This window comes from Profundibacter amoris (assembly GCF_003544895.1).
In the GTDB taxonomy this organism is placed as follows: domain Bacteria; phylum Pseudomonadota; class Alphaproteobacteria; order Rhodobacterales; family Rhodobacteraceae; genus Profundibacter; species Profundibacter amoris.
In genome coordinates this window covers 3145026-3165734 of sequence record NZ_CP032125.1, presented here as the reverse complement: position 1 = coordinate 3165734, position 20709 = coordinate 3145026, and the positions used below count along the sequence as shown (strand labels likewise).

At 56.6% G+C, this 20709-nt stretch carries 22 protein-coding genes; 16 read left to right on the top strand and 6 right to left on the bottom strand.

The window, feature by feature from the left end:
• The first annotated feature begins 137 nt into the window (after positions 1–137).
• The 6 genes from BAR1_RS15800 to BAR1_RS15770 all read left to right on the top strand — a co-directional run bounded on the left by BAR1_RS15800 (position 138) and on the right by BAR1_RS15770 (position 6248).
• Positions 138–1268 (top strand): hypothetical protein, encoded by a 1131-nt coding sequence (locus BAR1_RS15800; RefSeq protein WP_118943919.1) that lies wholly within the window; start codon positions 138–140, stop codon positions 1266–1268.
• A gap of 56 nt (positions 1269–1324) precedes the next feature.
• Complete coding sequence (locus BAR1_RS15795; RefSeq protein WP_118943918.1) at positions 1325–3259, top strand: ATP-binding protein; 1935 nt, start codon at positions 1325–1327, stop codon at positions 3257–3259.
• Positions 3259–3612, top strand: a complete 354-nt coding sequence (locus tag BAR1_RS15790) for a hypothetical protein (protein ID WP_118943917.1) — start codon at positions 3259–3261, stop codon at positions 3610–3612. Before BAR1_RS15795 ends, BAR1_RS15790 begins: the two co-directional genes overlap by 1 nt.
• A 301-nt stretch (positions 3613–3913) precedes the next feature.
• Positions 3914–5266: a DUF6638 family protein gene (locus BAR1_RS15780; protein WP_118943915.1), complete on the top strand. Its 1353-nt coding sequence runs from the start codon at positions 3914–3916 to the stop codon at positions 5264–5266.
• A 1-nt stretch (position 5267) separates the two neighbouring features.
• The gene (locus tag BAR1_RS15775) at positions 5268–5543 is read left to right on the top strand and encodes a hypothetical protein (protein ID WP_118943914.1); all 276 of its coding nucleotides are present in this window, start codon (positions 5268–5270) and stop codon (positions 5541–5543) included.
• A gap of 9 nt (positions 5544–5552) precedes the next feature.
• Positions 5553–6248, top strand: coding sequence for a DUF1523 family protein (locus tag BAR1_RS15770; RefSeq protein WP_118943913.1), 696 nt, complete (start codon positions 5553–5555; stop codon positions 6246–6248).
• Positions 6249–6284: 36 nt separating this feature from the next.
• Here the strand turns inward: BAR1_RS15770 and BAR1_RS15765 are convergent, their stop codons facing one another.
• Positions 6285–7154 carry a DMT family transporter gene (locus BAR1_RS15765; RefSeq protein ID WP_118943912.1) on the bottom strand — a complete coding sequence of 290 codons (870 nt, stop codon included), beginning with the start codon at positions 7152–7154 and terminating at the stop codon, positions 6285–6287.
• Entirely contained in the window at positions 7151–7837 is a 687-nt protein-coding gene (gene mnmD / locus BAR1_RS15760) for a tRNA (5-methylaminomethyl-2-thiouridine)(34)-methyltransferase MnmD (RefSeq protein ID WP_118943911.1), read from the bottom strand. Before mnmD ends, BAR1_RS15765 begins: the two co-directional genes overlap by 4 nt.
• A 39-nt stretch (positions 7838–7876) precedes the next feature.
• On the opposite strand from mnmD, the gene BAR1_RS15755 reads away from it, so the two are divergent.
• Positions 7877–8920: an NAD(P)/FAD-dependent oxidoreductase gene (locus tag BAR1_RS15755; RefSeq protein ID WP_323368595.1), complete on the top strand. Its 1044-nt coding sequence runs from the start codon at positions 7877–7879 to the stop codon at positions 8918–8920.
• Here the strand turns inward: BAR1_RS15755 and BAR1_RS15750 are convergent.
• Positions 8907–9710 carry an FAS1-like dehydratase domain-containing protein gene (locus BAR1_RS15750; RefSeq protein WP_118943909.1) on the bottom strand — a complete coding sequence of 268 codons (804 nt, stop codon included), beginning with the start codon at positions 9708–9710 and terminating at the stop codon, positions 8907–8909. The genes BAR1_RS15755 and BAR1_RS15750 overlap by 14 nt on opposite strands.
• Positions 9711–9746: 36 nt before the next feature.
• Here BAR1_RS15750 and BAR1_RS15745 point away from each other — a divergent pair, with 36 nt between their 5' ends.
• The gene (locus BAR1_RS15745; RefSeq protein ID WP_118943908.1) at positions 9747–10112 is read left to right on the top strand and encodes a VOC family protein; all 366 of its coding nucleotides are present in this window, start codon (positions 9747–9749) and stop codon (positions 10110–10112) included.
• 25 nt (positions 10113–10137) lie between these two features.
• Positions 10138–10731, top strand: coding sequence for an alpha-ketoglutarate-dependent dioxygenase AlkB family protein (locus BAR1_RS15740; protein ID WP_323368594.1), 594 nt, complete (start codon positions 10138–10140; stop codon positions 10729–10731).
• A 224-nt stretch (positions 10732–10955) separates the two neighbouring features.
• On the opposite strand, the gene BAR1_RS15735 is transcribed toward BAR1_RS15740, so the two are convergent.
• Entirely contained in the window at positions 10956–11513 is a 558-nt protein-coding gene (locus tag BAR1_RS15735) for a TetR/AcrR family transcriptional regulator (protein ID WP_118943906.1), read from the bottom strand.
• A 60-nt stretch (positions 11514–11573) separates the two neighbouring features.
• On the opposite strand from BAR1_RS15735, the gene BAR1_RS15730 reads away from it, so the two are divergent.
• On the top strand, positions 11574–12026 hold the full coding sequence (locus tag BAR1_RS15730; protein ID WP_118943905.1) for a DUF3995 domain-containing protein: 453 nt from the start codon (positions 11574–11576) through the stop codon (positions 12024–12026).
• A 264-nt stretch (positions 12027–12290) separates the two neighbouring features.
• Here BAR1_RS15730 and BAR1_RS15725 read toward each other — a convergent pair whose 3' ends face one another.
• Together BAR1_RS15725 and BAR1_RS15720 are read right to left on the bottom strand one after the other, a co-directional pair.
• Positions 12291–12908, bottom strand: a complete 618-nt coding sequence (locus BAR1_RS15725; protein WP_118943904.1) for a COG3650 family protein — start codon at positions 12906–12908, stop codon at positions 12291–12293.
• Positions 12909–12913: 5 nt separating this feature from the next.
• Complete coding sequence (locus BAR1_RS15720; protein WP_118943903.1) at positions 12914–13735, bottom strand: ABC transporter permease; 822 nt, start codon at positions 13733–13735, stop codon at positions 12914–12916.
• Positions 13736–13890: 155 nt separating this feature from the next.
• On the opposite strand from BAR1_RS15720, the gene cysQ reads away from it, so the two are divergent.
• From cysQ to BAR1_RS15690, 6 genes are all read left to right on the top strand, one after another.
• Positions 13891–14673: a 3'(2'),5'-bisphosphate nucleotidase CysQ gene (gene cysQ / locus BAR1_RS15715; protein ID WP_407681539.1), complete on the top strand. Its 783-nt coding sequence runs from the start codon at positions 13891–13893 to the stop codon at positions 14671–14673.
• Between the two features lie 182 nt (positions 14674–14855).
• Positions 14856–15749, top strand: a complete 894-nt coding sequence (gene galU / locus BAR1_RS15710; protein ID WP_118943902.1) for a UTP--glucose-1-phosphate uridylyltransferase GalU — start codon at positions 14856–14858, stop codon at positions 15747–15749.
• Between the two features lie 18 nt (positions 15750–15767).
• Positions 15768–16751, top strand: a complete 984-nt coding sequence (galE, locus tag BAR1_RS15705; RefSeq protein WP_118943901.1) for a UDP-glucose 4-epimerase GalE — start codon at positions 15768–15770, stop codon at positions 16749–16751.
• A gap of 76 nt (positions 16752–16827) precedes the next feature.
• The gene (locus BAR1_RS15700) at positions 16828–17808 is read left to right on the top strand and encodes a glycosyltransferase family 2 protein (RefSeq protein ID WP_323368577.1); all 981 of its coding nucleotides are present in this window, start codon (positions 16828–16830) and stop codon (positions 17806–17808) included.
• A gap of 180 nt (positions 17809–17988) precedes the next feature.
• Positions 17989–18999 (top strand): glycosyltransferase family 2 protein, encoded by a 1011-nt coding sequence (locus BAR1_RS15695; RefSeq protein WP_118943899.1) that lies wholly within the window; start codon positions 17989–17991, stop codon positions 18997–18999.
• Positions 18996–20708: a beta-1,6-N-acetylglucosaminyltransferase gene (locus tag BAR1_RS15690; protein WP_228408583.1), complete on the top strand. Its 1713-nt coding sequence runs from the start codon at positions 18996–18998 to the stop codon at positions 20706–20708. Before BAR1_RS15695 ends, BAR1_RS15690 begins: the two co-directional genes overlap by 4 nt.
• Position 20709 lies beyond the last annotated feature (1 nt).

The window sequence follows — 20709 nt, the reverse complement described above, 5'->3', positions numbered from 1 at the left end:
ACTTAAAGGTGGCCCGTCATTGATTCGAAGCAGTGTATTCGGCATTGATCTAGAGCTTCTTGTCGATCTGATCCTCTTTTTTGGCTGTTTCGCGGTCTATCCATCAGTGAAACTCTATCAGTTCTGGAGGAAGAGGCATGGCAAAAACTAACCTCACCCAAGACCACGCCCAGCTAAACGACGCTCTGACGGCGCGGCGGTATTTTGCCAAGTTTGACGCGATCACCACGCATATGGCGCGGGTGGCGGGCGCGATGGAGTCCGAAGGCAAGTTAAGCAAGGCGGATGTGGCGATCCTCGGGCGTTATATTCTGGGGATTTCCCGCACATTCAGTGCGCTTTCCAACAAATACCTGCTGACGGGCCGGATTAGCGGACCGATGGCCGGTGTGCTGGATTTTGATCGGGTCGAAAGCGGCTTTCCGGTGGCGCAGGAACTGATGACCATGGCCAATGACGCCCATCAGGCCGAACGCCATTTGCGCAACATGCCCGCCAAATCCGAGATCAAGGACGACATGATCCGCAAGATCGTGGGCGATCTGGAAATCCCGACCAAGCTGCAATTCGCGATGTCGCAGCGGCTCTATTACGAGGAGTTGCAAAAGGGCGAATTATTCTGGCCCCAGAATGATCCCGAGGCCTTGTGGATGGGCAATGACGGCGACAGCCGGCGGCGTTATCTGGTGCATTGGGCGGTTTACGACAGTCAGGTGAACCTGCCGGTGATCTATCTGATGGAAGTCGAAGATACCGGTTCAACCGCTTTGCCAAAGGACCAGCGCCGCTGGCCCGAAGCCCAGGCGCATCTGATGGCGCAATCGCTGGGCGGGCTGAAGTTGGTGACAGTCGCCAAAGGCTTTGACGAGGATTTTGATGATCTGCACCCCAAACGCCTGCGCCGGTTCCATGTGGGGCCGATGTATTCATCCGCCTTTACCCGCCAGACGGGACCGCTGCGCGAGGTGCTGGAAGAGGCCGACGCAGGCATGGGCCAGGACTGGGCGCTGGCCTGGACGATGGAAGAGCTGGAAAGCGAGCGGGTGATCGAGGAGAAATCCGGATGGTTTGGCTCGGTCGAACGCGAGATTTTTGCGCTGGATCCGTTTTCCGGCCACGGGGCGGATACGGGGGCAACGCGGGTCGAGCGGGCGATTATCCTGCCGCAAAAACCCTATCAGGTGCTGGAAGAGAAAAAGCCGCGCGGGTTTCGCCATATACGCAAATTTGTGGTCAGCCCGCAGGGGCGAGTGCTGAGTTACCGTTAAGGATTCTATGCGCTCCGCGCGGGGGATATTTAAGGAACAAAGATGAGGAATAGTTTATGAATATGCCGTCTGACCAAATGGAGTTGTCCGAGGACGCTATCCGCAAGCATTATGACGCGGCCTCGGCCATGTTGACGGGCTTTGACCATACGCCACGGATCGCCAAGGCGCGCGATGTCGAGGTGAAGGAAAAGTCGGCCGGTCTGGGCACGCGGCGGCGGTTTCGCTCGACGACACCGGGTTTGGTGACGCGCTCTACCGCGCGGCCCGAAGGGGTGCAGTTGCTGGCGCGTATTGAGGCGGCGGATGATGGCGATGTGATCATATCACCGGTGCAGGCCAATGTGATGTCGGCCCTGCGCCGCGCCTTGGCGATTGCACTGGCTGTGGGCGAAGGATTTGCCGAAGTTACCGGACTGGTTGCGCTGAAGAAGGACAATCTGCAAGGGTCACTGGCAGCGGGCAAGAAGAATGAGTTTGCTGAATTGCTGGCCGCCGAGGCATTGGCGACGCTTTATACCTTTGCCAATGCCGCATCATTCCTGTTGGCCCCGCATGCAAGCGAGGTTTCAGTGGAGATCGGCGAGGTCGACGAGGTGTTGACTGACAACGCATTGCTGGCACTGCACGGCGCGTTGTGGGAGCTGGATCAGGATCTGGCCACTTTTGCCGATGAAGAACCCAAGCTGATTGCCACGGTTCTGGCCTTTGCCGAACAGGTGATGGAAAAGGTTGCACTGCGGGCACAAAACGCGCCGCGTCTGGGGGCCTTTACGGGGGCGTCTTACAAGGTCGAGGCGGATGATCTGACGATTGCCGGTTTCACACCGGCGCGGGCGGCCAAGGGGTTCAAGCTGACCATGACGTTCAAGAAACCGAACGAGGTGGTGGGCAACCATATTGCCAAATATCAGGCCGTGAAACTGGCAAAAATGCTGATGGCCTATGATTTCGAGCGCAAGCTGAATCCGTTTGCCGAACTGGGCGGGTTTATCTTTACCTTTATGGGCGATGGCGCGCCGGGCACGGGGAAAACCACGCTGATCCAGATGATGGCGGGGCTGATTTCGGGCTATTGCGAGGTGGCGGGCTATCCGTTCCGGTTCCAGAACCTTTCGACCGACAGTATCGACAGTTATCAGGGAAAATCGGGGCAGAATGCCAAGGCGTTTATCAACAATGTGGTGGACCCGAATGTGATCGGCTTTGGCACGATTGACGATATTGATCAACTGGCGGGCAAGCGTGGGGATCAGCAATCAAGCGCGGGGCAGTTGGAAATTACCGCCGTGTTGATGGAGAGTTTCGCAGGCGCCAATACGGTGGTGCGCGGGAATTGCACCTTCGGGATGTTTTCAAACTACCCCGAAAACGTGGACGACGCCCTGCGCCAGCGGGCCGGCGCGCGGTTTCTGGTAGACGGGCCGCAGACCCGCGAGGATTACATCGACATCCTGCATCTGCTGATGGGCAAGAACCATTCGATCCCTGTGGGCGATCACGAGCTGTTCGCGGCGCAGGAAATCAAAAAGGCCGTGGCGGCCAGTTTCGAGGGCCATTCCAAACCCCGTGAAGAAGGCCTGCTGAAGGTGTTCGAACGGGTGCACAGCGAAATCGGCGATCTGGATACGATTGCCAAACTGGGCACCTATCTGAAGGGCATTCAGGAGGCCGATGCGCGTTTCACAGGCCGCGCGATCAAGAACATCACCGACGCGGTCAAGGTGCGGGCGATGGATTTCGAACTGCCGGACGAATGGATGGAGGAGCCGGACCTGTTCCTGTTCAAGCCTTACGACGAAAAACTGGGGATGATCCGCGAGATGACGCAGCCGATCACCGTGGAAATGGTGATACAGGAAATCAACCGCTATGCGGACAGCGAATTCCGCTATGCCGATAAATCCGACGAAATCGCGATTGAAAACGCGGTGCGGGATATGCGGCGGATGGAAGAGGCCAAGAGAAGGTATCTGGAGGGGAAAGGGTAATGACCCCGATCAACGTCCTTTCCCACTGGTCCTCGATGATCTTGCCGGCGGTTCTGATCGCCGCGCTGGCGGTTTTTCTACCACTGTGGCTGGCGAAAAAGCTGCCCGAGAATATGGCAGGGCTGGGGCTGAACCTGTTGGCGTCCGGCGGGGTGTTGCTGTTTGTCTCGGTGCTGTATTTCACATGGTTCTATCTGGATCAGGATGTGCGCATGATGGGGATGATGTATGAACATTTCGGCGAAATGATCAGGCATCTGACGCGGCTGGGGATGCTGTCGGCGATCCTGTGGGGGCCGATATTGCTGGCGGTGCTGGCGATGCAGCCAAGCAAATGGAGGCCGGAGATATGATCTCGATTGTCACTTTGTTGCTAATCCCCGTTGCGCCCTCCGTCTTGTGTGCGGTGGTGAGCGTGGGGCGTGGTGTTGCCGGATGGTTGGCCCTAAGCTGGGCGATCAGTGTTGCGATTGTTGCAATGATTCTGTTTGCAAGAGTTCCAATGCAGGCAGGGGCCGCGCAACTGGACGCTGTTGAGACTGGCAAAGTTATTGGCGCTGCTTTGGCCAGTTCGGTTTACTGGGTGGTAACGGGGGTTGCGGTGTTCTTTGTCGTTCGCCGTCTTTGGGCCGGTCGAAAGACAGGAGGGGAATTTTGAAGCGCCTCATTGAACGCGGGTTGATGTTTGGCAATCTGATCCGGATATCTTCGCCCGCCCTGATCGAGCGGTATAACCGCGCGCTGAAACAGTTGACGGGGAAAAAGACGCGGCTGAAATCCTTTCATGTCGATATTTCCGGCTATTCGCCCGAGGTGGGCGACAGTCTGGGCGACCATCTTTACCTGAACGAAGGCGGCTGCAACCGGCAATTCATCCTGCTGACCACCGAACAGAAAACCGCCCCGCTGCTGAATGCGCAGTTTTCCACATCGCGCGGGATTTTGCGCCAGTTTATCGAGGAAAACGAGGCGAAACTGTTTGCCCTGACCGCCAAGGACGCGGTGGCCGGCGAGTTGCTGAACTCGGTCTATTCGGTTGAGGAACCGACCAAGCTGTTTGATATACGGCAGGTGACAATCGAAGCGGATACGACCGAGGCGCATGTGAAATCGGCCGAGGAGCTGGCGGACAAGATCGAGCGGTTCAAGCGCGAGGAAGATGCCTGGTGGGATGATGTTCTGATTGCGGAAATGATCGGGTTGGCCAAGAAAACCGGCGATGTGACGCGGGCGCCTTTGAAGCTGAAGAAGATGACGTTCGGGCAGGACAATTTCTGGACCAAGCATTTTGGCGGCCTGTATGTTTTCCGCGATGTGGAAAATCCGGCGGCGATTTGTGCGGGGGGCAAGGCCGAACTGGGCGAGTTACCGATCAAATATGTTTTCGATTTTACGGACCGTAACGAGATTGCGATTTTTCTGGAGCTGAACGATCTGGTCGAGCCGATTGTCAAGGCACGCGGTGTAGATGCGGCGGCGATTTTGCAGCAGAAGATGGATTTCATTGTGGTGGATGTGGCGGCTGGAAAGGGCGAAAAGCTGGACCATGCCACGCGGCGGGATATTCGCGCACTGACAAGGCGCTATGCAGCGGATCTGCCCGAGGAATTTCACGGGTTGGCTTCCCTGTTGCGCTGGGCGCAGGGCGGGGGGAAATGGCCGCGGATCACCTCGGACCATCCGGCGTATTTCTATACGCTGCGGGCCAAGCCGCACAAGGACCGCGATCTGGTGAATATGCTGCTGGCGGCGCTGACGCCCAAGGACATCCGGCAATTGTTCATTTGCCATAAAGAGCGATTCTACCATTCCTATGCCGGCTGGTCCGATGCCAAGAAAACCTATGTGGCCGAGTTTCTGGAGCGCGAGTATCAGGTGGACAAGGCCGGTGCGCGCAAGGCATTGTTTGGCGAGGGCGAGCCAATGGAAGAACCGGCCCCCCTGCCGGAACCCGAAGATCTGATAGAGCTGGTCGGCCCAAGGGGCGCGGTCAGAAGGAGGAAATAACATGGGATTTATCCGCCTTGTGGTGCTGGGCTTTATCGCAATGACCGTGGTCTATTTCGCGATCTCGATCTATTCGCGATCAATCCGGCGCGAGAAGCTGGAAGATGCCTGGGACGCCGATCACCCCGACGGGGGTGATGAAGCGGCGCGGGATGCTTATATTGAACAGGGAATGGTCGAATACGAGAACGGTTTTCGCAAGAAGCTGATCTGGCTGGTCTATATTATTCCGACATTTGCGGTGGCAATTCTGCTGATCGTGATGAATTCGAATTAGAGGTGGGTTATGCGTAAATTCAAGATCACGGTGAAGGTTTTGCTGTTTCTGCTTGTGGGCGGGTTTTTCCATTATGTATTGCCTCAGCACGATATTGTTCGCGTAACCTCGACCGAAGTGATCCGTGCCGATTTCAATTGGTATAACCGGTTGTTCTATGCGCAGGCGGACAGTGGCAATGCCGAACTGACCACGCGGGATATCCGGCTGATTTACACGGAAAAGAAAAAGACATGGCTGCTGGGTTTTGTTCCGCGCGATGCCACCGAGATTATGGTTTACCGCAACGAGGATACCGGCTGGATCTGGCCGCCCTACTTTAAATTCGACAGCTCCGACCTTCAGGCCGAAGCCGCAGCACTTGCTTCGCGGGGAGGAGAGCAATGGGCGGTGATCACCCATTATGGCTGGCGGATCAAGTTCATGTCTGTTTATCCGAATGCGGTGGGTATACGGGCCGTTGATAGCCCTGATGTGATTATTATTCCGTGGTTCAACATCTTCTTCTTTATCTTCCTGTTCATCGCCTGGCGGTTCATCGTTGCGATGTGGCGGCAGTTCAGGGAGCGCTCGGTTGATCCCTTGCTGGAAGATGCGGGCGAGGTCTGGGACAAGGTGGATGACCATGCGGATGCCGCCAGCGAAAAGGCTCGCGGTATCTGGGGGCGGTTCATGGCGTGGCTGGCGACGTGGCGCAAGAAGTAGGATTTCAGGCGCTGCGCTCTAAGGCAAGAAGAAGGATCAGGCCGGTTTGGTGCGGGTTCGCCACAGGGTGAACAGGCCGGCCAGCACGACAACTGCGCCGCCAAGGGCCACGTTCCAGCGCAGGGTTTCGCCAAAGAAAAAGATGCCGATGGAGGATGCAAAGACCAGTTGCAGATAGGCAAAGGGCTGCACCGCGCTGGCTTCGGCCACCTCGTAGCATTTGATCAGAAGCCAGTGACCCAGCACCGCCAGCAGGCATAGGGCGCCCATCCAGATCCAGTCGCCCCCGCTCATCGGTTCCCAGAACCACAGTCCAACGGCGGTGATGCCGATTGCCCCCACCGTGCCGGTCCAGAAAAAGCTGGTGGCGGTGCTGTCGTATCTGGCGACATAGCGGGTCAGAAGCCCGTACAGGGCGAACATGAAGGCGGCGATCAGCGGAATGATGGCGGCGGGTTGAAACACGGTCAGCCCCGGTTGCAGGATGATCAGCACCCCGACAAAGCCGATGGCAACCGCAATCCAGCGACGCCAGCCCACAGTTTCCCCAAGGATAGGGCCGGAGAGGGCTGCGATCAGCAGCGGGTAGCTGATGAAGATGGCGTGGGTTTCGGTCAGCCCCAGCAGCACAAAGGATTGCACGGTGACGCAGATTTCCGCCACCAGTAGCAGGGCGCGAAAGGCTTGCAGCAGAGGTTTGCGGCTGCGGGCTGCTTTGCGCAGACCGCCGTTGCTGCGGGCGGCAATCGCGATCACGAAGGCGGCAAAGAACCAGTAGCGGATCATCACCACCATATAGGTGTTGTATTGCCCCGCCAGATGGCGCGAAACGCCGTCCTGCACGGAAAAGACAAAGGTGGTCGCGACCATCAGCCAGATACCAAGGCGGATGTTCTGTGCGCTCACGACAGGGTGGCCGTTGTCATGTGCCGCTTGCGCCCATATCCGGCGCTGCGGGTGACAGTGAACCCGGCGGCGGCCAGATTGCGGCGCACGAAACCGGCGGCGGTGTAGGTGGCCAATGTGCCGCCCTTTGCAGTGTGGCGGGCGACTTCGGTCATCAGGCCCTGTTCCCAAAGCTCGGGGTTTTTGGCGGGCGAAAACCCGTCGAGGAACCATGCGTCTACCGCGCCATCCCATGCAGGCAGGGTGGTGCGGGCGTCGCTGATGATGATCTCGGCAATCAGGTCGCCGGTTTCGATGCGCCGCGCGCCATTGGCCCATTCGGTCAGGTAGGGGGCGGCGATGGCGTGTGCTTCGGGGAAGGCGGCAAGGGCTTTGTCCATTTCATCCGCCGCCATCGGGAAGGCTTCGAAACTGGTGAAACGCAGCGGGGTTTTGAACCCCGCCTTTCGCCATTCCAGCAAGGCGGCAAACATGTTCAACCCCGTGCCAAAGCCCAGTTCGGCAATATGGAACCCGCTGACAAATCGTGCGGGCAGATCGTTGCCCGCCAAAAACACATGCCGTGTTTCGGCCAACCCGTTTTCAAGCGAGAAATACGGATCGTCAAAACGGGTGCTGACCGGCAGGGTGCCGTCACGCCATTCCAATTCTGCCGTCTGGTTTTGCGGGTGCGTTTGGGTCATAACGCCTTTGACAATGAACAGAAGGCGCAAGGTTTGGCAATGGTGGATGTGACGGTGATCGGGGCGGGGATATTCGGGCTGTCGGTGGCGTATGCCTGCGCCAGACGTGGGGCCAAAGTGCGCCTGTTTGATGATACCGGTATCGGGGCAGGGTCCAGCGGCGGTTTGGTCGGGGCGCTGGCCCCGCATGTGCCCGAACGCTGGGACGAGAAAAAAGAATTCCAGTATCAAAGCCTTGTGATGGCCAAGGCACATTGGCGCGAGGTGGACCGGTTGTCGGGTGCGGCTTCGGGCTATGGGCAGGTCGGGCGGTTGTCGCCGATCGTGTCGGCGCGGGTGCTGGAGCTGTCCTATGAGCGGCAGGAAGAGGCGCGCGAGTTGTGGCGTGGGGTGGCTGAATGGCGGGTGGTCGAGAGGTCTGCTTATGGGGCTTGGGCGCCCGACAGTCCGACGGGGTATCTGGTGCATGACACCTTAAGTGCGCGGATGCAACCGCGCGGGGCCGCGGGTAGTCTGGCGGGGGCGATCAAGGCGCTGGGCGGCGAGATTGTGGTGGGAGAACCTGAGTTCAAAGGCGCGGTGGTCTGGGCCACGGGGTATCGCGGATTGCTGGCGCTGTGCGATGAATTCGGGGTCGAGATTGGCAACGGTGTGAAGGGACAATCGGCCTTATTGCGCTATGACGCCGGTGATGTGCCGCAACTTTTCAATGACGGAATTTATGTGGTGCCGCATCAGGACGGGACTGTGGCGGTCGGATCAACCAGCGAGCGGTATTTTGACGAGCCGCAGGCAGTGGACGGGTTGCTGGATGATGTATTGGCGCGGGTATTTGACGCCTTTCCGGTGCTGCAAGGGGCCGAGGTTCTGGAGCGTTGGGCCGGTGTGCGGCCACGCGGGCGAAAACTGGCGCCGATATTGGGGGCTTACCCCGGACGGGACGGGCATTTCATCGCCAATGGCGGGTTCAAAATCGGCTTTGGCATGGCGCCGAAGGTGGGCGAGGTGATGGCCGATCTGATTCTGGATGGCAATGCGGGCGGGATACCTGCGGGGTTTACGGTTGCGGCTAACCTGCCGTAGCCTCCATACACTGTTGCCCGTCCGGCCCGCGCACCCACAGGGATTTACCCTTCAGGCACAGGTCTGCCGTTTCCTGTTGAACCAGCGGGGCGGTGGCGCGGAAGGTAAAGGTTTTTAGCGGGCCAAGATGGCGTTCGGCCATCAGCATCAGCAATTGCGCCAGAAGCGGGCCGTGGGTGACAAGGCCTGCATAACCCTCGGTATTACGCGCATAGGGTTCGTCGTAATGGATGCGGTGGCCGTTCATGGTCAGCGCTGAGTAACGGAACAGCAGGGTGGCTGAAAAACTGTGGCGCTCGCAGGTGGTTTCATCGGTGCGGGCGGTCGGGGCGGCGGGATTGGGGGCGTTCGGGTCGGGATCGTTGCGGTAAACAAGGTTCTGGTGTTCGGTCACGCACAGGGAGCCGCATTGGGTGATTTCATGGCGCAGGGTGACAAAGGCCAGCGGGCCGGTGCGGCCTTGTTTCTGGGTGATAGCCTCGATCGTGGTGGTCTTGCTGGCGGGGGTGGCGCTGCGCAAGGGCGCGTGGAACTGCAACCGGCCACCGGCCCACATGCGGCGCGGCAAGCCAAGGTCGGGGATGAAATCGCCGGTTTTGGGGTGGCCATCGCGTCCAAGGTATTCTGGCGGTTGGGCATCCCAGAAATAGATCTGGTGCCAGAACGGTGGCAGGGCATCACCCGGTTGTGGTGCGGGATCGGGCAGGGCAAGGGCGGCGTGCAATGCTGTGGCGCGGGCCGCGTCCATTGCGCAGGATGTGGTTTGCGATTTGTCGATAAACTGTTGCATGGTGTCAGCGTAATGATGCAAGCCGGAGATGGAAAGATGAAGTTGAACGCGCTGGATCATCTGGTTTTGACGGTGGCCGATATTGACGCAACCGTGCGGTTCTATTGCGATGTGCTGGGGATGGAGGCCGAGCGGTTTACGCCGGCGGATGGCACAACCCGCTGGGCGCTGAAATTCGGGGCGCAGAAGATCAATCTGCATCAACTCGGGCAGGAGTTCGAGCCCAAGGCGAAACGGGCCACGGCCGGATCGGCGGACCTGTGTTTTCTGAGTGATGAGCCTGTGGCGGATTGGCAGGCGCATCTGGCGGATCACGGGGTTACGGTGATCGAGGGACCGATAATCTCGGTTTATTTGCGTGACCCCGATGGCAATCTGATCGAGGTTTCAAATCGTTTGTAAAGGGGACACCACGCCGGAGCCGACACTGCGGGTGCGCGGGTTCGAGATATACAAAGGGGTGCTAGATGCATCCGCGCAGGCCGTGATGATTTCGGATTTGCGCGAGGTGATGCGCCTTGCGCCGCCATTTTCACCCGATACGCCCTATGGCAAGCCGATGTCGGTGCGGATGACTTCGGCGGGGGAATATGGCTGGTATTCGGATGCCACGGGATACCGTTACGAAAATCGCCATCCTTTGGGGACAAAGTGGCCACCGATCCCTGAAAGTGCATTGAAGGTTTGGCAGCAGGTGGCGGGTGTGGCGCGGGCGCCGGAAAGCTGTCTGATCAATTTCTATGGTGAAGGGGCGAAAATGGGGATGCACCGCGACACGGACGAAGCCGATATGCACTGGCCGGTGGTGTCGATTTCGCTGGGCGATGACGGGTTGTTTCGCATGGGCGGGGAGCAGCGCAAGGGGACGACCGATACGCTTTGGCTGAATTCGGGCGATGTGGTGGTGATAGGCGGTGCGGCGCGGAAGGCGTATCACGGGGTGGACCGGATACGGTTCGGCTCCTGCGGGTTGTTGCCGCGTGGCGGGCGGGTGAATGTGACTCTGCGGGTGGTGACCTAGGGCTATTAGGGGCAGAAAGATGAAAGGCCTGCTGATTGGCGGGCCTTTGTTGTTGCAAATTACTCAAGAATTTCGGCGGTCATAATTACAAGTAAGACATTGTATTAATAGAATAAATAGACGTTTCCACTAAAACTACTAAACCGGTTTAGTGGAAATGTTCAGGCAGGCAAGAACAGTCAGTAAAAACGGCATCCCTTCCACGTTAAAAACTGTGAAACTATTTAGGACTTTAGCAGGTGATCCAGCAGGGCGGACAGATCGCTTGCCGGTTTTGATAAACCGTGGTGCGCCAATTGATGCAGGCCAATCAGGGCCGCATATAGGATGGTTGCGCGCTGTGTGCTTTGCCGTGGGCCAAATTCGAGTGCAAGGAACTGGGTTTCCACGAAATTCAGCCGTTGGCCATCAATGGTTTTAACAACCTTGGAGGCTGCGGGATCATAGCGTGCCCAGTCGCGGATGGCGGCTTCGGCCAAGCCGCCGCCGTAATCATCATCGGGCAGGGCAGTTGAAACACGCACCAGCAGGTGCAGGCGGGCCTTGGCATCGGTCGCACCGGATTCGACCAGATCAATCACATCCTGCGTGGCCACCTGTTGCCAGTGATCCAGCATCGCCTGTTTCAGCGCGGGCACATCTTTGAAATGCCAATAGAACGACCCTTTGCTGACCTTCAGGACCCGCGCGATGCTTTCGGCGCGGATGGCTTGGGGCCCGCCGGTGGTGAGCGCCCGAAAGGCGGCCTGTATCCAGTCGATGGGGGAAAGACGTTGCTTCATGGGGGCACCATACGAAGGCGTATTGACTTGGGCAAGGGGATGGGTAACATACGGTAGCGTATGGAATTTTTAAAAGGTCAGGTTATGGCATTGGTGGCAGGATTTATCTTTGTGGTTTTGTTGGTGACGGCCCTGCTGCACATCGCTTGGGCGTTCGGGACGACATGGCCCGCAAAGGATGAACAGGCGCTGGTCAATGCGGCGCTGGGGGTGGAAGGGACCAACATGATGCCACCGCGCGGTTTAACGCTGGCTGTGGCTGGCGGAATGATTGCGGCTGCTGTGGTTGCACTGTGGGGGGTGGGGGTGGTTTCCCTTCCGCTGCCGGACTGGATTTGCACGGCGGGTTTGGCCACATTGACGGCAATCTTTTTGCTGCGTGGAATCGTGACCTATCTGCCGGTGCCCATGCCGGTGGGGCAGCCGTTTTACCGGTTGAACCGGCTTTATTACTCGCCGCTGATACTTGCGATCGGGGCCGGATATCTGGCGCTTTTGATCACGCGCCTTTAGGGCCTGTTGACGTTCCCTACACCACACTGGTTTCGACCCAAAATCCGCCAGTGCAAGCCAATTGAGTGCCGCAAGGGTGGCCCCCTTGCGAGCGAAATTGGTGTCGCAATGGCGGATTTTGGTGAAATCCCTGCGGGACGCGGCCAAAATTGCTTCCAACACGCGGATTTCCCCTTACCGATACCGGCATCGCTGCGGACAAATCAACGCGCTGGCAGCAATTTTGGACTCGCGCCAGTGCGGTGTGGGGAACGTCAACAGGCCCTAGTTCAGCGAACAACAACCGGTGTAATACCGGTTGCCCGATTGCCCCGAGAGGATGACATCAATGCGAAAGCCGTAAACACTGTCGCTCATCCCGTCGCTGCATTGGTTGCGGCTGATGATGGCGGTAATGTCTTCGCCGTTACCCTGCATTTTAACAGCATACGAAACCGCCTGCATTCCGGACGGAATATCCTCCCAGATCGGGGTATAGGTGCGGGGGCTTTCCCCCATCATATCGAATTGTGCTGTCTGGTTGTTAATGCTTAGCCCCCAAAACGGCTCGGTGCCGCCGCATCCAAGCGGTTTGGGCAGAAATTGTGGATCTTGGCCCGGCTGCCGCGCCATATACCGCATCGAAACCCAGCCACTGCCCTCTGGGAAACTGACGAGCCCCCAGCGTTCGTCATTGCTGACAGCGACAATTTCGACATTGCGCTGGTTCGGGGCAAGGGTGTTGATAATCGGGGTCGAGGCAGACTGCCCCTCGCGGACATTCAACACATCATCCGGGGCCACGCCCGTTACGTCATAGAGGGCAGGGTAATCCACCCAACCGGCAAATGCCGAATTGGCATTCAGAACAGAGATAGCGAGAATGAGGAGGTATTTTAACATGTTGATTACTTTCCTGCTGACCAACTGAGCGAGGCATGTTTGCGGGTGTAAAATTCGCCCATCAACCCGATCATCAATAGCACAACCGATAATATCAACGGGTATGTGTAAGTGGTGTAATGGGGATTGTAGTTTAAAAATGTATACCCGCGCGCTTGGTCAATCGCGTGGAACAGCGGGTTCCAGTCAAACATGGAGCGGCGATTTGCAGGCAACGTATTTGCAAGGAACATTTTCCCGGAAGCAATCATGTTGGCCCGTGAATAAACAGTTGTGACGATGCCGATAAATGCAGGTGCCCAAGGTTTTGCAGCAAGCAGTACCGTGCCAATCGCAACCCCTGAAAACCAGGCAATAAGCAACATGCCCATAGCGGGAATTGGTTCGTATATTACTACGGGCGTAAAGGCGACGTGATAGACAAACAAAACCACCGACAAGGATAGCAATTGAATATACAATGATCCCAATGCCGCAGCCGAAATCGCGATCAGCGTATTCATCGGGGCGTGTTTCATCATTGCCGAGGTCGGTCCTTCGGAACCGGCAACAGCGGACAATGCTTTTGTATGGGTCATGAACAGGAAGATACCCGACATGATATACAGCAAGAAGTCGCCGCGCACAGCCGCCCCCCGCAACCCAAGCACCGAGAACATTACATAAAACGCCATCACAAAAATGATCGTCTGCATAATATTGGTTAAGAGTGCAAAAATAGCATTTCCGTGGCTTTTGCGCACGCTGCGGACTGTGGCGTGATAGATCAGGTCCAGTAACCTTGCGCCTGATTGAAGGCCGCTGGTTGATGTTTGCCGCTGGAACATGATTGAAACTTATCCGCTTTTGACTGCCATTGCATTAATGTTGCATGGAATTCTCGCCGTTCCTTTACCCTGCCAACATAAAAGGCCAGAGTGGGATTGGCAATAACACCCGGGAATTCGGGCAACCCAAGGAGATGACATTGGATTTTGACAGGATGAACACTGTTTTCCGTCGTCTGGCACTAGAGGCCGGAGACAAGATTATGGAAATTTATGGCCGTGATGATTTTCAGGTGAAAACAAAATCTGACGACAGCCCCGTGACAATTGCCGACGAAGCCGCCGACGCGATTATTACGGCAGGGCTGCAAGAGGCTTTTCCCGACATTGTTCTGGTCACCGAGGAACAGGCGGATTCACACAGCGCTAAGGCGGATAAATTCATCATCGTTGACCCGCTGGACGGCACCAAGGAATTCATCAAACGACGCGGCGATTTCACCGTGAATATCGCCTATGTTGAAAATGGCACGCCAATCAGGGGTGTGGTTTATGCACCGGCCCGCGAGCGGCTGTTCTATACCGATGCCAATGGCCAATCGGTTGAGGAAACCGGCGATTTCCCCAAGGATAACCCCGGTCCGGTTTCGCCTGTTTCCGTGTCAAAACCGGACAATGACGCATTGCTGGTTGTAGCATCGAAATCGCACAGGGATCAGGCGACGGATGATTATATCGGTAAATACAAAGTGACGGATTCCAAAAGTGCCGGATCGTCTTTGAAATTCTGCCTTGTGGCCACAGGCGAGGCCGATCTATACCCCCGTGTCGGGCGCACGATGGAGTGGGATACTGCCGCCGGTCACGCCGTGCTGGCCGGTGCGGGCGGGCAGGTTGTGCGCTTTGATGATCATACCCCGTTGCTTTATGGAAAAGAGGGTTATGCCAACCCGTTCTTTATCGCTTATGCGCCCGGGGTTGCTCTGAAGCCCGCATAGCGTGGGGTCGCCGGTTGCATTGCAGCTCTTGAGGGTAATATCGGCACAAACAGCAACAACCAGAGCCGCTTTCCCCCTGATCAACAAATTGTTTGTTGCTATTCTTGGCTAATTAACGCTTTGGGCGTAATCAGAAACAATGCTATCTCTTTTTTACAAGAGACCAGAAACGAGTGCGATCAATGAAGCGTAAAGTTACAAAGGCTATTTTCCCTGTTGCCGGTCTGGGAACACGGTTCCTGCCGGCCACAAAATCTGTGCCAAAAGAAATCATGACTCTGGTCGACAGGCCGTTGATCCAATACGCGATCGACGAAGCGCGGGCCGCCGGAATCAAGGAATTCATTTTTGTAACTTCACGCGGCAAAGGTGCGCTTGAGGATTACTTTGACATTGCCCCCACACTCGAGGCCAGCCTGCGCAAGGCCGGCAAGACCGAACTGCTTGAAACGTTGAAGAACACCAATATGGAAAGTGGCGCGATTGCCTACATCCGCCAGCACAAGGCATTAGGGCTGGGTCATGCCGTATGGTGTGCCCGCCGCCTGATCTCGAACGAGCCTTTTGCCGTTATTCTGCCTGATGATGTTATCGCCGCCGAAAAACCCTGTTTGCAGCAAATGGTCGAAGCCTACGAGGAAACCGGCGGCTGTATGGTCGCGGCGATGGAAGTGCCCAAGGAAAAGGCATCGGCCTACGGGGTTCTGGACATCAAGGAAGATATGGGGGCCATGGTTGCGGTGAATGGCATGGTTGAAAAACCGAAGGCTGATGAAGCCCCGTCAAATTTGGCGGTGATCGGCCGATATATCCTGACCCCGCATGTGTTGCGCAACCTGAACAAGATCAAGCTGGGGGCCGGTGGCGAGGTCCAGTTGACCGATGCCATCGCCCGGGAAATTATGCAGGGCCGCAAGGTCTTTGGCTACCGGTTCCGCGGGCAGCGGTTCGATTGTGGCTCCAAGGCCGGATTTTTGCAGGCCACGGTGGCCTTTGGTCTGGCACGCGAGGAACTGCGGGATGAATTTTCGCAGTATTTGACTGAAATGGTGTCGCTGCAAAAAGCGGCGCAATAAGACACTGGGCGGTGTAATTTGGCGCATGTATTGGTCACTGGCGGGGCGGGCTATATCGGTTCGCATGCCTGCAAGGCGCTAAAGGCGGCCGGTTATGTGCCGGTGACGGTGGATAATCTGGTAACCGGCTGGGCCGATGCTGTAAAATTCGGCCCGTTCGAGCAGGGCAATTTGCTGGACCGTGCCTATCTGGATCAGGTTTTCGAAAAATACCAACCAGTTGCCGTGATGCATTTTGCGGCCTTTTCGCTGGTGGGCGAAAGCATGCAGTTGCCCGGCATATACTGGCGCAACAATGTAATGGGTTCGCTGACCCTGATCGAAGCCACAGCGGCAGCCGGGTGCCGGAATTTTGTGTTCTCGTCTACCTGCGCGACCTATGGCGATCAGGACAACGTGGTGCTGGACGAGGATTGCGTGCAAAAGCCGATCAATTCCTATGGTGCGTCGAAACGGGCGATCGAGGATATTCTGGCGAATTTCGGTGCAAGCGACGGGATCAACCATGTGATTTTCCGTTATTTCAACGTGGCCGGTGCCGACCCCGATGCCGAAGTGGGTGAATTCCACCGCCCCGAAACCCACCTGATCCCGCTGGTGCTGGATGCGATTGACGGCAAGCGCGATGCGCTGACCGTTTTTGGTACGGATTACGCCACGCCGGATGGCACCTGCATCCGTGATTACGTCCATGTGTGCGATCTGGTGGATGCGCATGTGCTGGGTCTGGAGTGGCTGTTAAAGGGCAAGGGCAGTCGTGTGTTCAATCTGGGCACAGGCAGCGGTTTTTCGGTGCGCGAGGTGGTGGATGCCTGCGGGGCTGTTACCAACCGGCCTGTGCCGATGAACGAAGGGCCGCGTCGGGCCGGGGATGCCGCCAAGCTGGTTTCGGGCAGTGTGCGTGCCATGCGGGAACTGGGCTGGACGCCGCAACGGTCAACCATGGAAACGATGGTGCGCGATGCATGGCACTGGCACCAGAACGGGCATTACGAAAAGTAATTTCTGCGCTAAGATGGTCTGAAAATACGAAAGCCGGATGCCAATGGGGAATTTGTGGACAGCCTACAAGAAGCGCGTGAAACGGCGCCGTCTGTTGTATCGCGCCCTGCGCAAGCGCCACCAGATGGAGCGTGTGGTGAACCGGACGGCACAGATACAACGCGGCGATATTCTGCTGTTTTCCACGGTGCGTAACGAGCTGATCCGCCTGCCATATTTTCTGGAGCATTACCGCAAACTGGGTGTGAAACATTTCCTGTTTGTGGACAACGACAGCAATGATGGCACCGCACGGTATTTGCAGGAGCAGCCGGATGTATCGCTCTGGTCAACCGCACACAGCTACAAACTGTCCCGTTTCGGGGTGGACTGGCTGACGTGGTTGCAGGTCAGGTATGGCCACGGGCATTGGTGCCTATCTGTGGATGCCGATGAAATACTGGTCTATCCCTACTGCGATGAACGCCCGCTACCGGCGCTGACGGATTGGCTGGACGGCCAGTCCATTGTGGCCTTTGGTGCGTTGATGCTGGATATGTACCCAAAGGGGCCGATGGATGCGGAAATCTATCAGCCGGGCACGGATCCGTTCAAAATACTGCGCTGGTTTGATGCGGGAAATTATCGCTTCCAGATGCAGCAAGCCTTGCAAAGCCAATGGGTTCAGGGCGGGGTTCGAGAACGGGTGTTTTTCGCCGATCAACCGGATCGTGCCCCGACCCTGAACAAAATCCCGCTGGTGAAATGGAACCGGCGTTTTGCCTATAACAGTTCCACCCATTCGATATTGCCGCCCCGCCTGAACCGCGCTTTTGATCTAACCGGAACCGACCTGCCGCGCGGGGTGTTGCTGCACAGCAAATTCCTGCATGTGGTGGCCGAAAAAGCCCGCGAGGAAAAGCAACGGCAGGAACATTTCGCCAATAGCCGGCTATATGACGACTACTACGACAGCCTTAGCAACAGCCCTGATCTGTGGTGTCGGGATTCGGTTGAATACAAAGGATGGCAGCAACTCGAATCACTAAAGCTGCTTTCAAAAGGGCGCTGGATATAGCGTTTGCTGCATTTATCCTGTTTACGCTGGGGCTACTGTCCGGTATTTTTCAATATATAGTTATAAAGATGCCTTTATTCTGGATTATGATAAAAGGCACAAAACAGGCAGGTATGACCTCTTGCAAGCACAAGCGGTTACGCCAAGCAGGCGTTCTGAAGGTAAGGAATAGTTAGCAGGTTGGGTATTCTTGGTTCATATCGGCGGCGGGTCGAGCGGCAGCGCTTTCGTGTCCGTGCGTTTCGCAAAAGGCGGGAGCTGGCCGAGGTTTCCAACCGGACCAGGCAGATTCAACCCTGTGATATTATTGTCTTTTCCACCATCCGGAACGAACGGGTGCGGCTGCCGTATTTCCTGAAATATTATCGCGATATGGGGGTGAACCATTTCGTTTTTGTCGACAATGACAGTGATGACGGCTCGCGTGAATATATCGCTGACCAACCGGATGCTTCGATCTGGACGACAAAACACAGTTATAAAACCGCGCGTTTCGGAACGGACTGGCTGAACTGGCTGTTGTCGAAATACGGACATGGCCATTGGGCGTTGACTGTGGATGTCGATGAATTTCTGGTGTTCCCGTTTAGCGACACAAGGCCATTGCGGGCGTTGACAGACTGGCTGGATGCGTCCTCGATCCCGTCGTTCAGTGCGATGCTGCTGGATATGTATCCCAAGGGGCGCATTGATGCGGTGGCTTACGGAGAAGGGCAGGACCCTTTCGAGATTGCCGCGTGGTTTGACAGCGGAAACTATACGATCTCGAAAAACGATCGCTATGCGAACTTGTGGATTCAGGGGGGGCCGCGGGCGCGGACGTTCTTTACCCAGAACCCCGAACGCGCGCCGGCAATGAACAAAATTCCGCTGGTCAAATGGGATAGGCATTACACCTATGTCAGCTCGACCCATATGTTGCTGCCGCGTGTTCTGAACAAGGTTTATGATGTTGGCGGCGGCGAAAAGGCGTCGGGCTGTTTGCTGCATGCCAAATTTCTGGACACCTTTGGCGTCAAGGCCAAAGAGGAACTGGAACGCGGCCAGCACTATGCCAACAGCCATGAATACAAGGCCTACCATGATGCGATGCGTCAGAACCCGGACCTGTGGTGCAAATGGAGCGAGAAATATATCAACTGGCGGCAGCTTGAAATTCTGGGCCTGATGTCCAAGGGAAACTGGGCATGAGCGGTGCGGGCACAGTCGGTGTAGTGATGCTGGTGCACGAGGCGCTGGAGCGTGCCGCGCAGGTTGCCCGTCATTGGGCCACAGGCGGTTGTCCGGTCGTGGTGCATGTGGATTTGCAGGTCAGCGATGAAGATTATAACAGCTTCACATCGGGCCTGTCCGACTTGCCCAATCTGGTATTTTCCGACCGCCATCGTTGTGAATGGGGCGCGTGGTCTTTGGTGCAAGCCTCGCAGACCGCTTCCGAATTGATGCTGCAGACCTATCCCGATGTGCGCCATGTCTATCTGGCGTCCGGCTCTTGCCTGCCGTTGCGCCCGATACAGGAACTGGTGGATTATCTGGATGAACGCCCGCGCACGGATTTCATTGAATCCACAACCACACAGGATGTTCCCTGGACAACGGGCGGGTTGAATTCGGAACGCTTTACCCTGCGGTTTCCGTTTTCATGGAAACGGCACAGGCGGTTGTTTGACCGTTTCGTCAGATTGCAGCGCCGCGTTGGATACAAGCGCAAGGTGCCTGACGGGTTGATCCCGCATTTGGGGTCGCAATGGTGGTGTCTGACCCGGCAAACCCTGTCGGCCATTCTGGAAGACCCCAAACGCAATACCTATGAAAGCTATTTCAAATGGGTCTGGATTCCGGATGAATCCTATTACCAAACGCTGGTGCGCCTGTATTCCACCAATATCGAAAGCCGCTCGCTTACCCTTGCAAAATTTGATTATCAGGGCAAACCGCACACGTTTTACAATGACCATCTGCAATTATTGCGCCGCTCGGATTGTTTCGTTGCGCGCAAAATCTGGCCAAATGCCGACCGTTTATATCAGGCGTTTTTGAACGTGGATGCCGGTGATCTAAAACATACCGAGCCAAACCCCGGCAAGATTGACCGTGTATTCTCCAAAGCGGTTGAACGGCGCACCCTCGGGCGCGCCGGGCTGTACATGCAAAGCCGCTATCCGGTCGAGGGTCGGGAAAACGGGCTGACGGCTTCGGGCTATTCGGTGTTGCAGGGGTTTGACGAATTGCTGCTTGATTTCGCACCATGGCTTGAGAAAAACGCAGGCGTCAAGGTGCATGGCCACCTGTTTTCCCCCGACAGGGCCGAGTTTTCCGGTGGCGGCCAGATATACAATGGCGGCGTGTCGGATTCGGCATTGGTGCGGGATTATAACCCGAAATCCTTTCTGACAAACCTGATCTGGAATGCGCGCGGTGAGCACCAGTGTTTCCAGTACGGCCCGAATGACACGCAGGCTTTGAACTGGTTTATGGCCAAAGACCCGAATGCGCATATCTACATCATTACAGGCGCATGGGTTGTTCCGTTGTTCCATTCCAACCTGAATTTCAGTGAAATCCGCAAAGAAGCCGCCCGCTTGCAACGGATCGAAAGCGCCCAGTTGAATGTGCTGCGCTCGCCCTATGTCAAGGCGCGGGTGCAAACGCTGAACATGTCCGAATTTGTCGAATCCCCGATGGAAGTGTTGCAAACCATTCTTGATGCAATTGGCCCGCGCAGCATGCATGCTCTGTCCGAAGTGCCAAAGCTGGTGGACCTGACAGGGTTTGGGAAATTCCTGCAAAATCTGAAAAATCAGGGGATGCATCCGTATTTGATGGGCGATTTCCCGACAGATGTTCTGGGCACCCAGAAAACGCTAAAACCACGCAAGCCGTATCTGGTAAGAAAGTAAC

Excerpts from the sequence above, each read along its gene's own strand:
- BAR1_RS15775 (WP_118943914.1), top strand. The coding sequence starts at position 5,268 with ATGGGATTTATCCGCCTTGTGGTGCTGGGCTTTATCGCAATGACCGTG.
- BAR1_RS15800 (WP_118943919.1), top strand. The coding sequence starts at position 138 with ATGGCAAAAACTAACCTCACCCAAGACCACGCCCAGCTAAACGACGCT.
- galU (WP_118943902.1), top strand. The coding sequence starts at position 14,856 with ATGAAGCGTAAAGTTACAAAGGCTATTTTCCCTGTTGCCGGTCTGGGA.
- BAR1_RS15755 (WP_323368595.1), top strand. The coding sequence starts at position 7,877 with ATGGTGGATGTGACGGTGATCGGGGCGGGGATATTCGGGCTGTCGGTG.
- BAR1_RS15790 (WP_118943917.1), top strand. The coding sequence starts at position 3,259 with ATGACCCCGATCAACGTCCTTTCCCACTGGTCCTCGATGATCTTGCCG.
- BAR1_RS15690 (WP_228408583.1), top strand. The coding sequence starts at position 18,996 with ATGAGCGGTGCGGGCACAGTCGGTGTAGTGATGCTGGTGCACGAGGCG.
- BAR1_RS15795 (WP_118943918.1), top strand. The coding sequence starts at position 1,325 with ATGAATATGCCGTCTGACCAAATGGAGTTGTCCGAGGACGCTATCCGC.
- cysQ (WP_407681539.1), top strand. The coding sequence starts at position 13,891 with ATGAACACTGTTTTCCGTCGTCTGGCACTAGAGGCCGGAGACAAGATT.
- BAR1_RS15720 (WP_118943903.1), bottom strand. The coding sequence starts at position 13,735 with ATGTTCCAGCGGCAAACATCAACCAGCGGCCTTCAATCAGGCGCAAGG.
- BAR1_RS15745 (WP_118943908.1), top strand. The coding sequence starts at position 9,747 with ATGAAGTTGAACGCGCTGGATCATCTGGTTTTGACGGTGGCCGATATT.
- BAR1_RS15735 (WP_118943906.1), bottom strand. The coding sequence starts at position 11,513 with ATGAAGCAACGTCTTTCCCCCATCGACTGGATACAGGCCGCCTTTCGG.
- BAR1_RS15730 (WP_118943905.1), top strand. The coding sequence starts at position 11,574 with ATGGAATTTTTAAAAGGTCAGGTTATGGCATTGGTGGCAGGATTTATC.
- BAR1_RS15725 (WP_118943904.1), bottom strand. The coding sequence starts at position 12,908 with ATGTTAAAATACCTCCTCATTCTCGCTATCTCTGTTCTGAATGCCAAT.
- BAR1_RS15750 (WP_118943909.1), bottom strand. The coding sequence starts at position 9,710 with ATGCAACAGTTTATCGACAAATCGCAAACCACATCCTGCGCAATGGAC.
- mnmD (WP_118943911.1), bottom strand. The coding sequence starts at position 7,837 with ATGACCCAAACGCACCCGCAAAACCAGACGGCAGAATTGGAATGGCGT.
- BAR1_RS15770 (WP_118943913.1), top strand. The coding sequence starts at position 5,553 with ATGCGTAAATTCAAGATCACGGTGAAGGTTTTGCTGTTTCTGCTTGTG.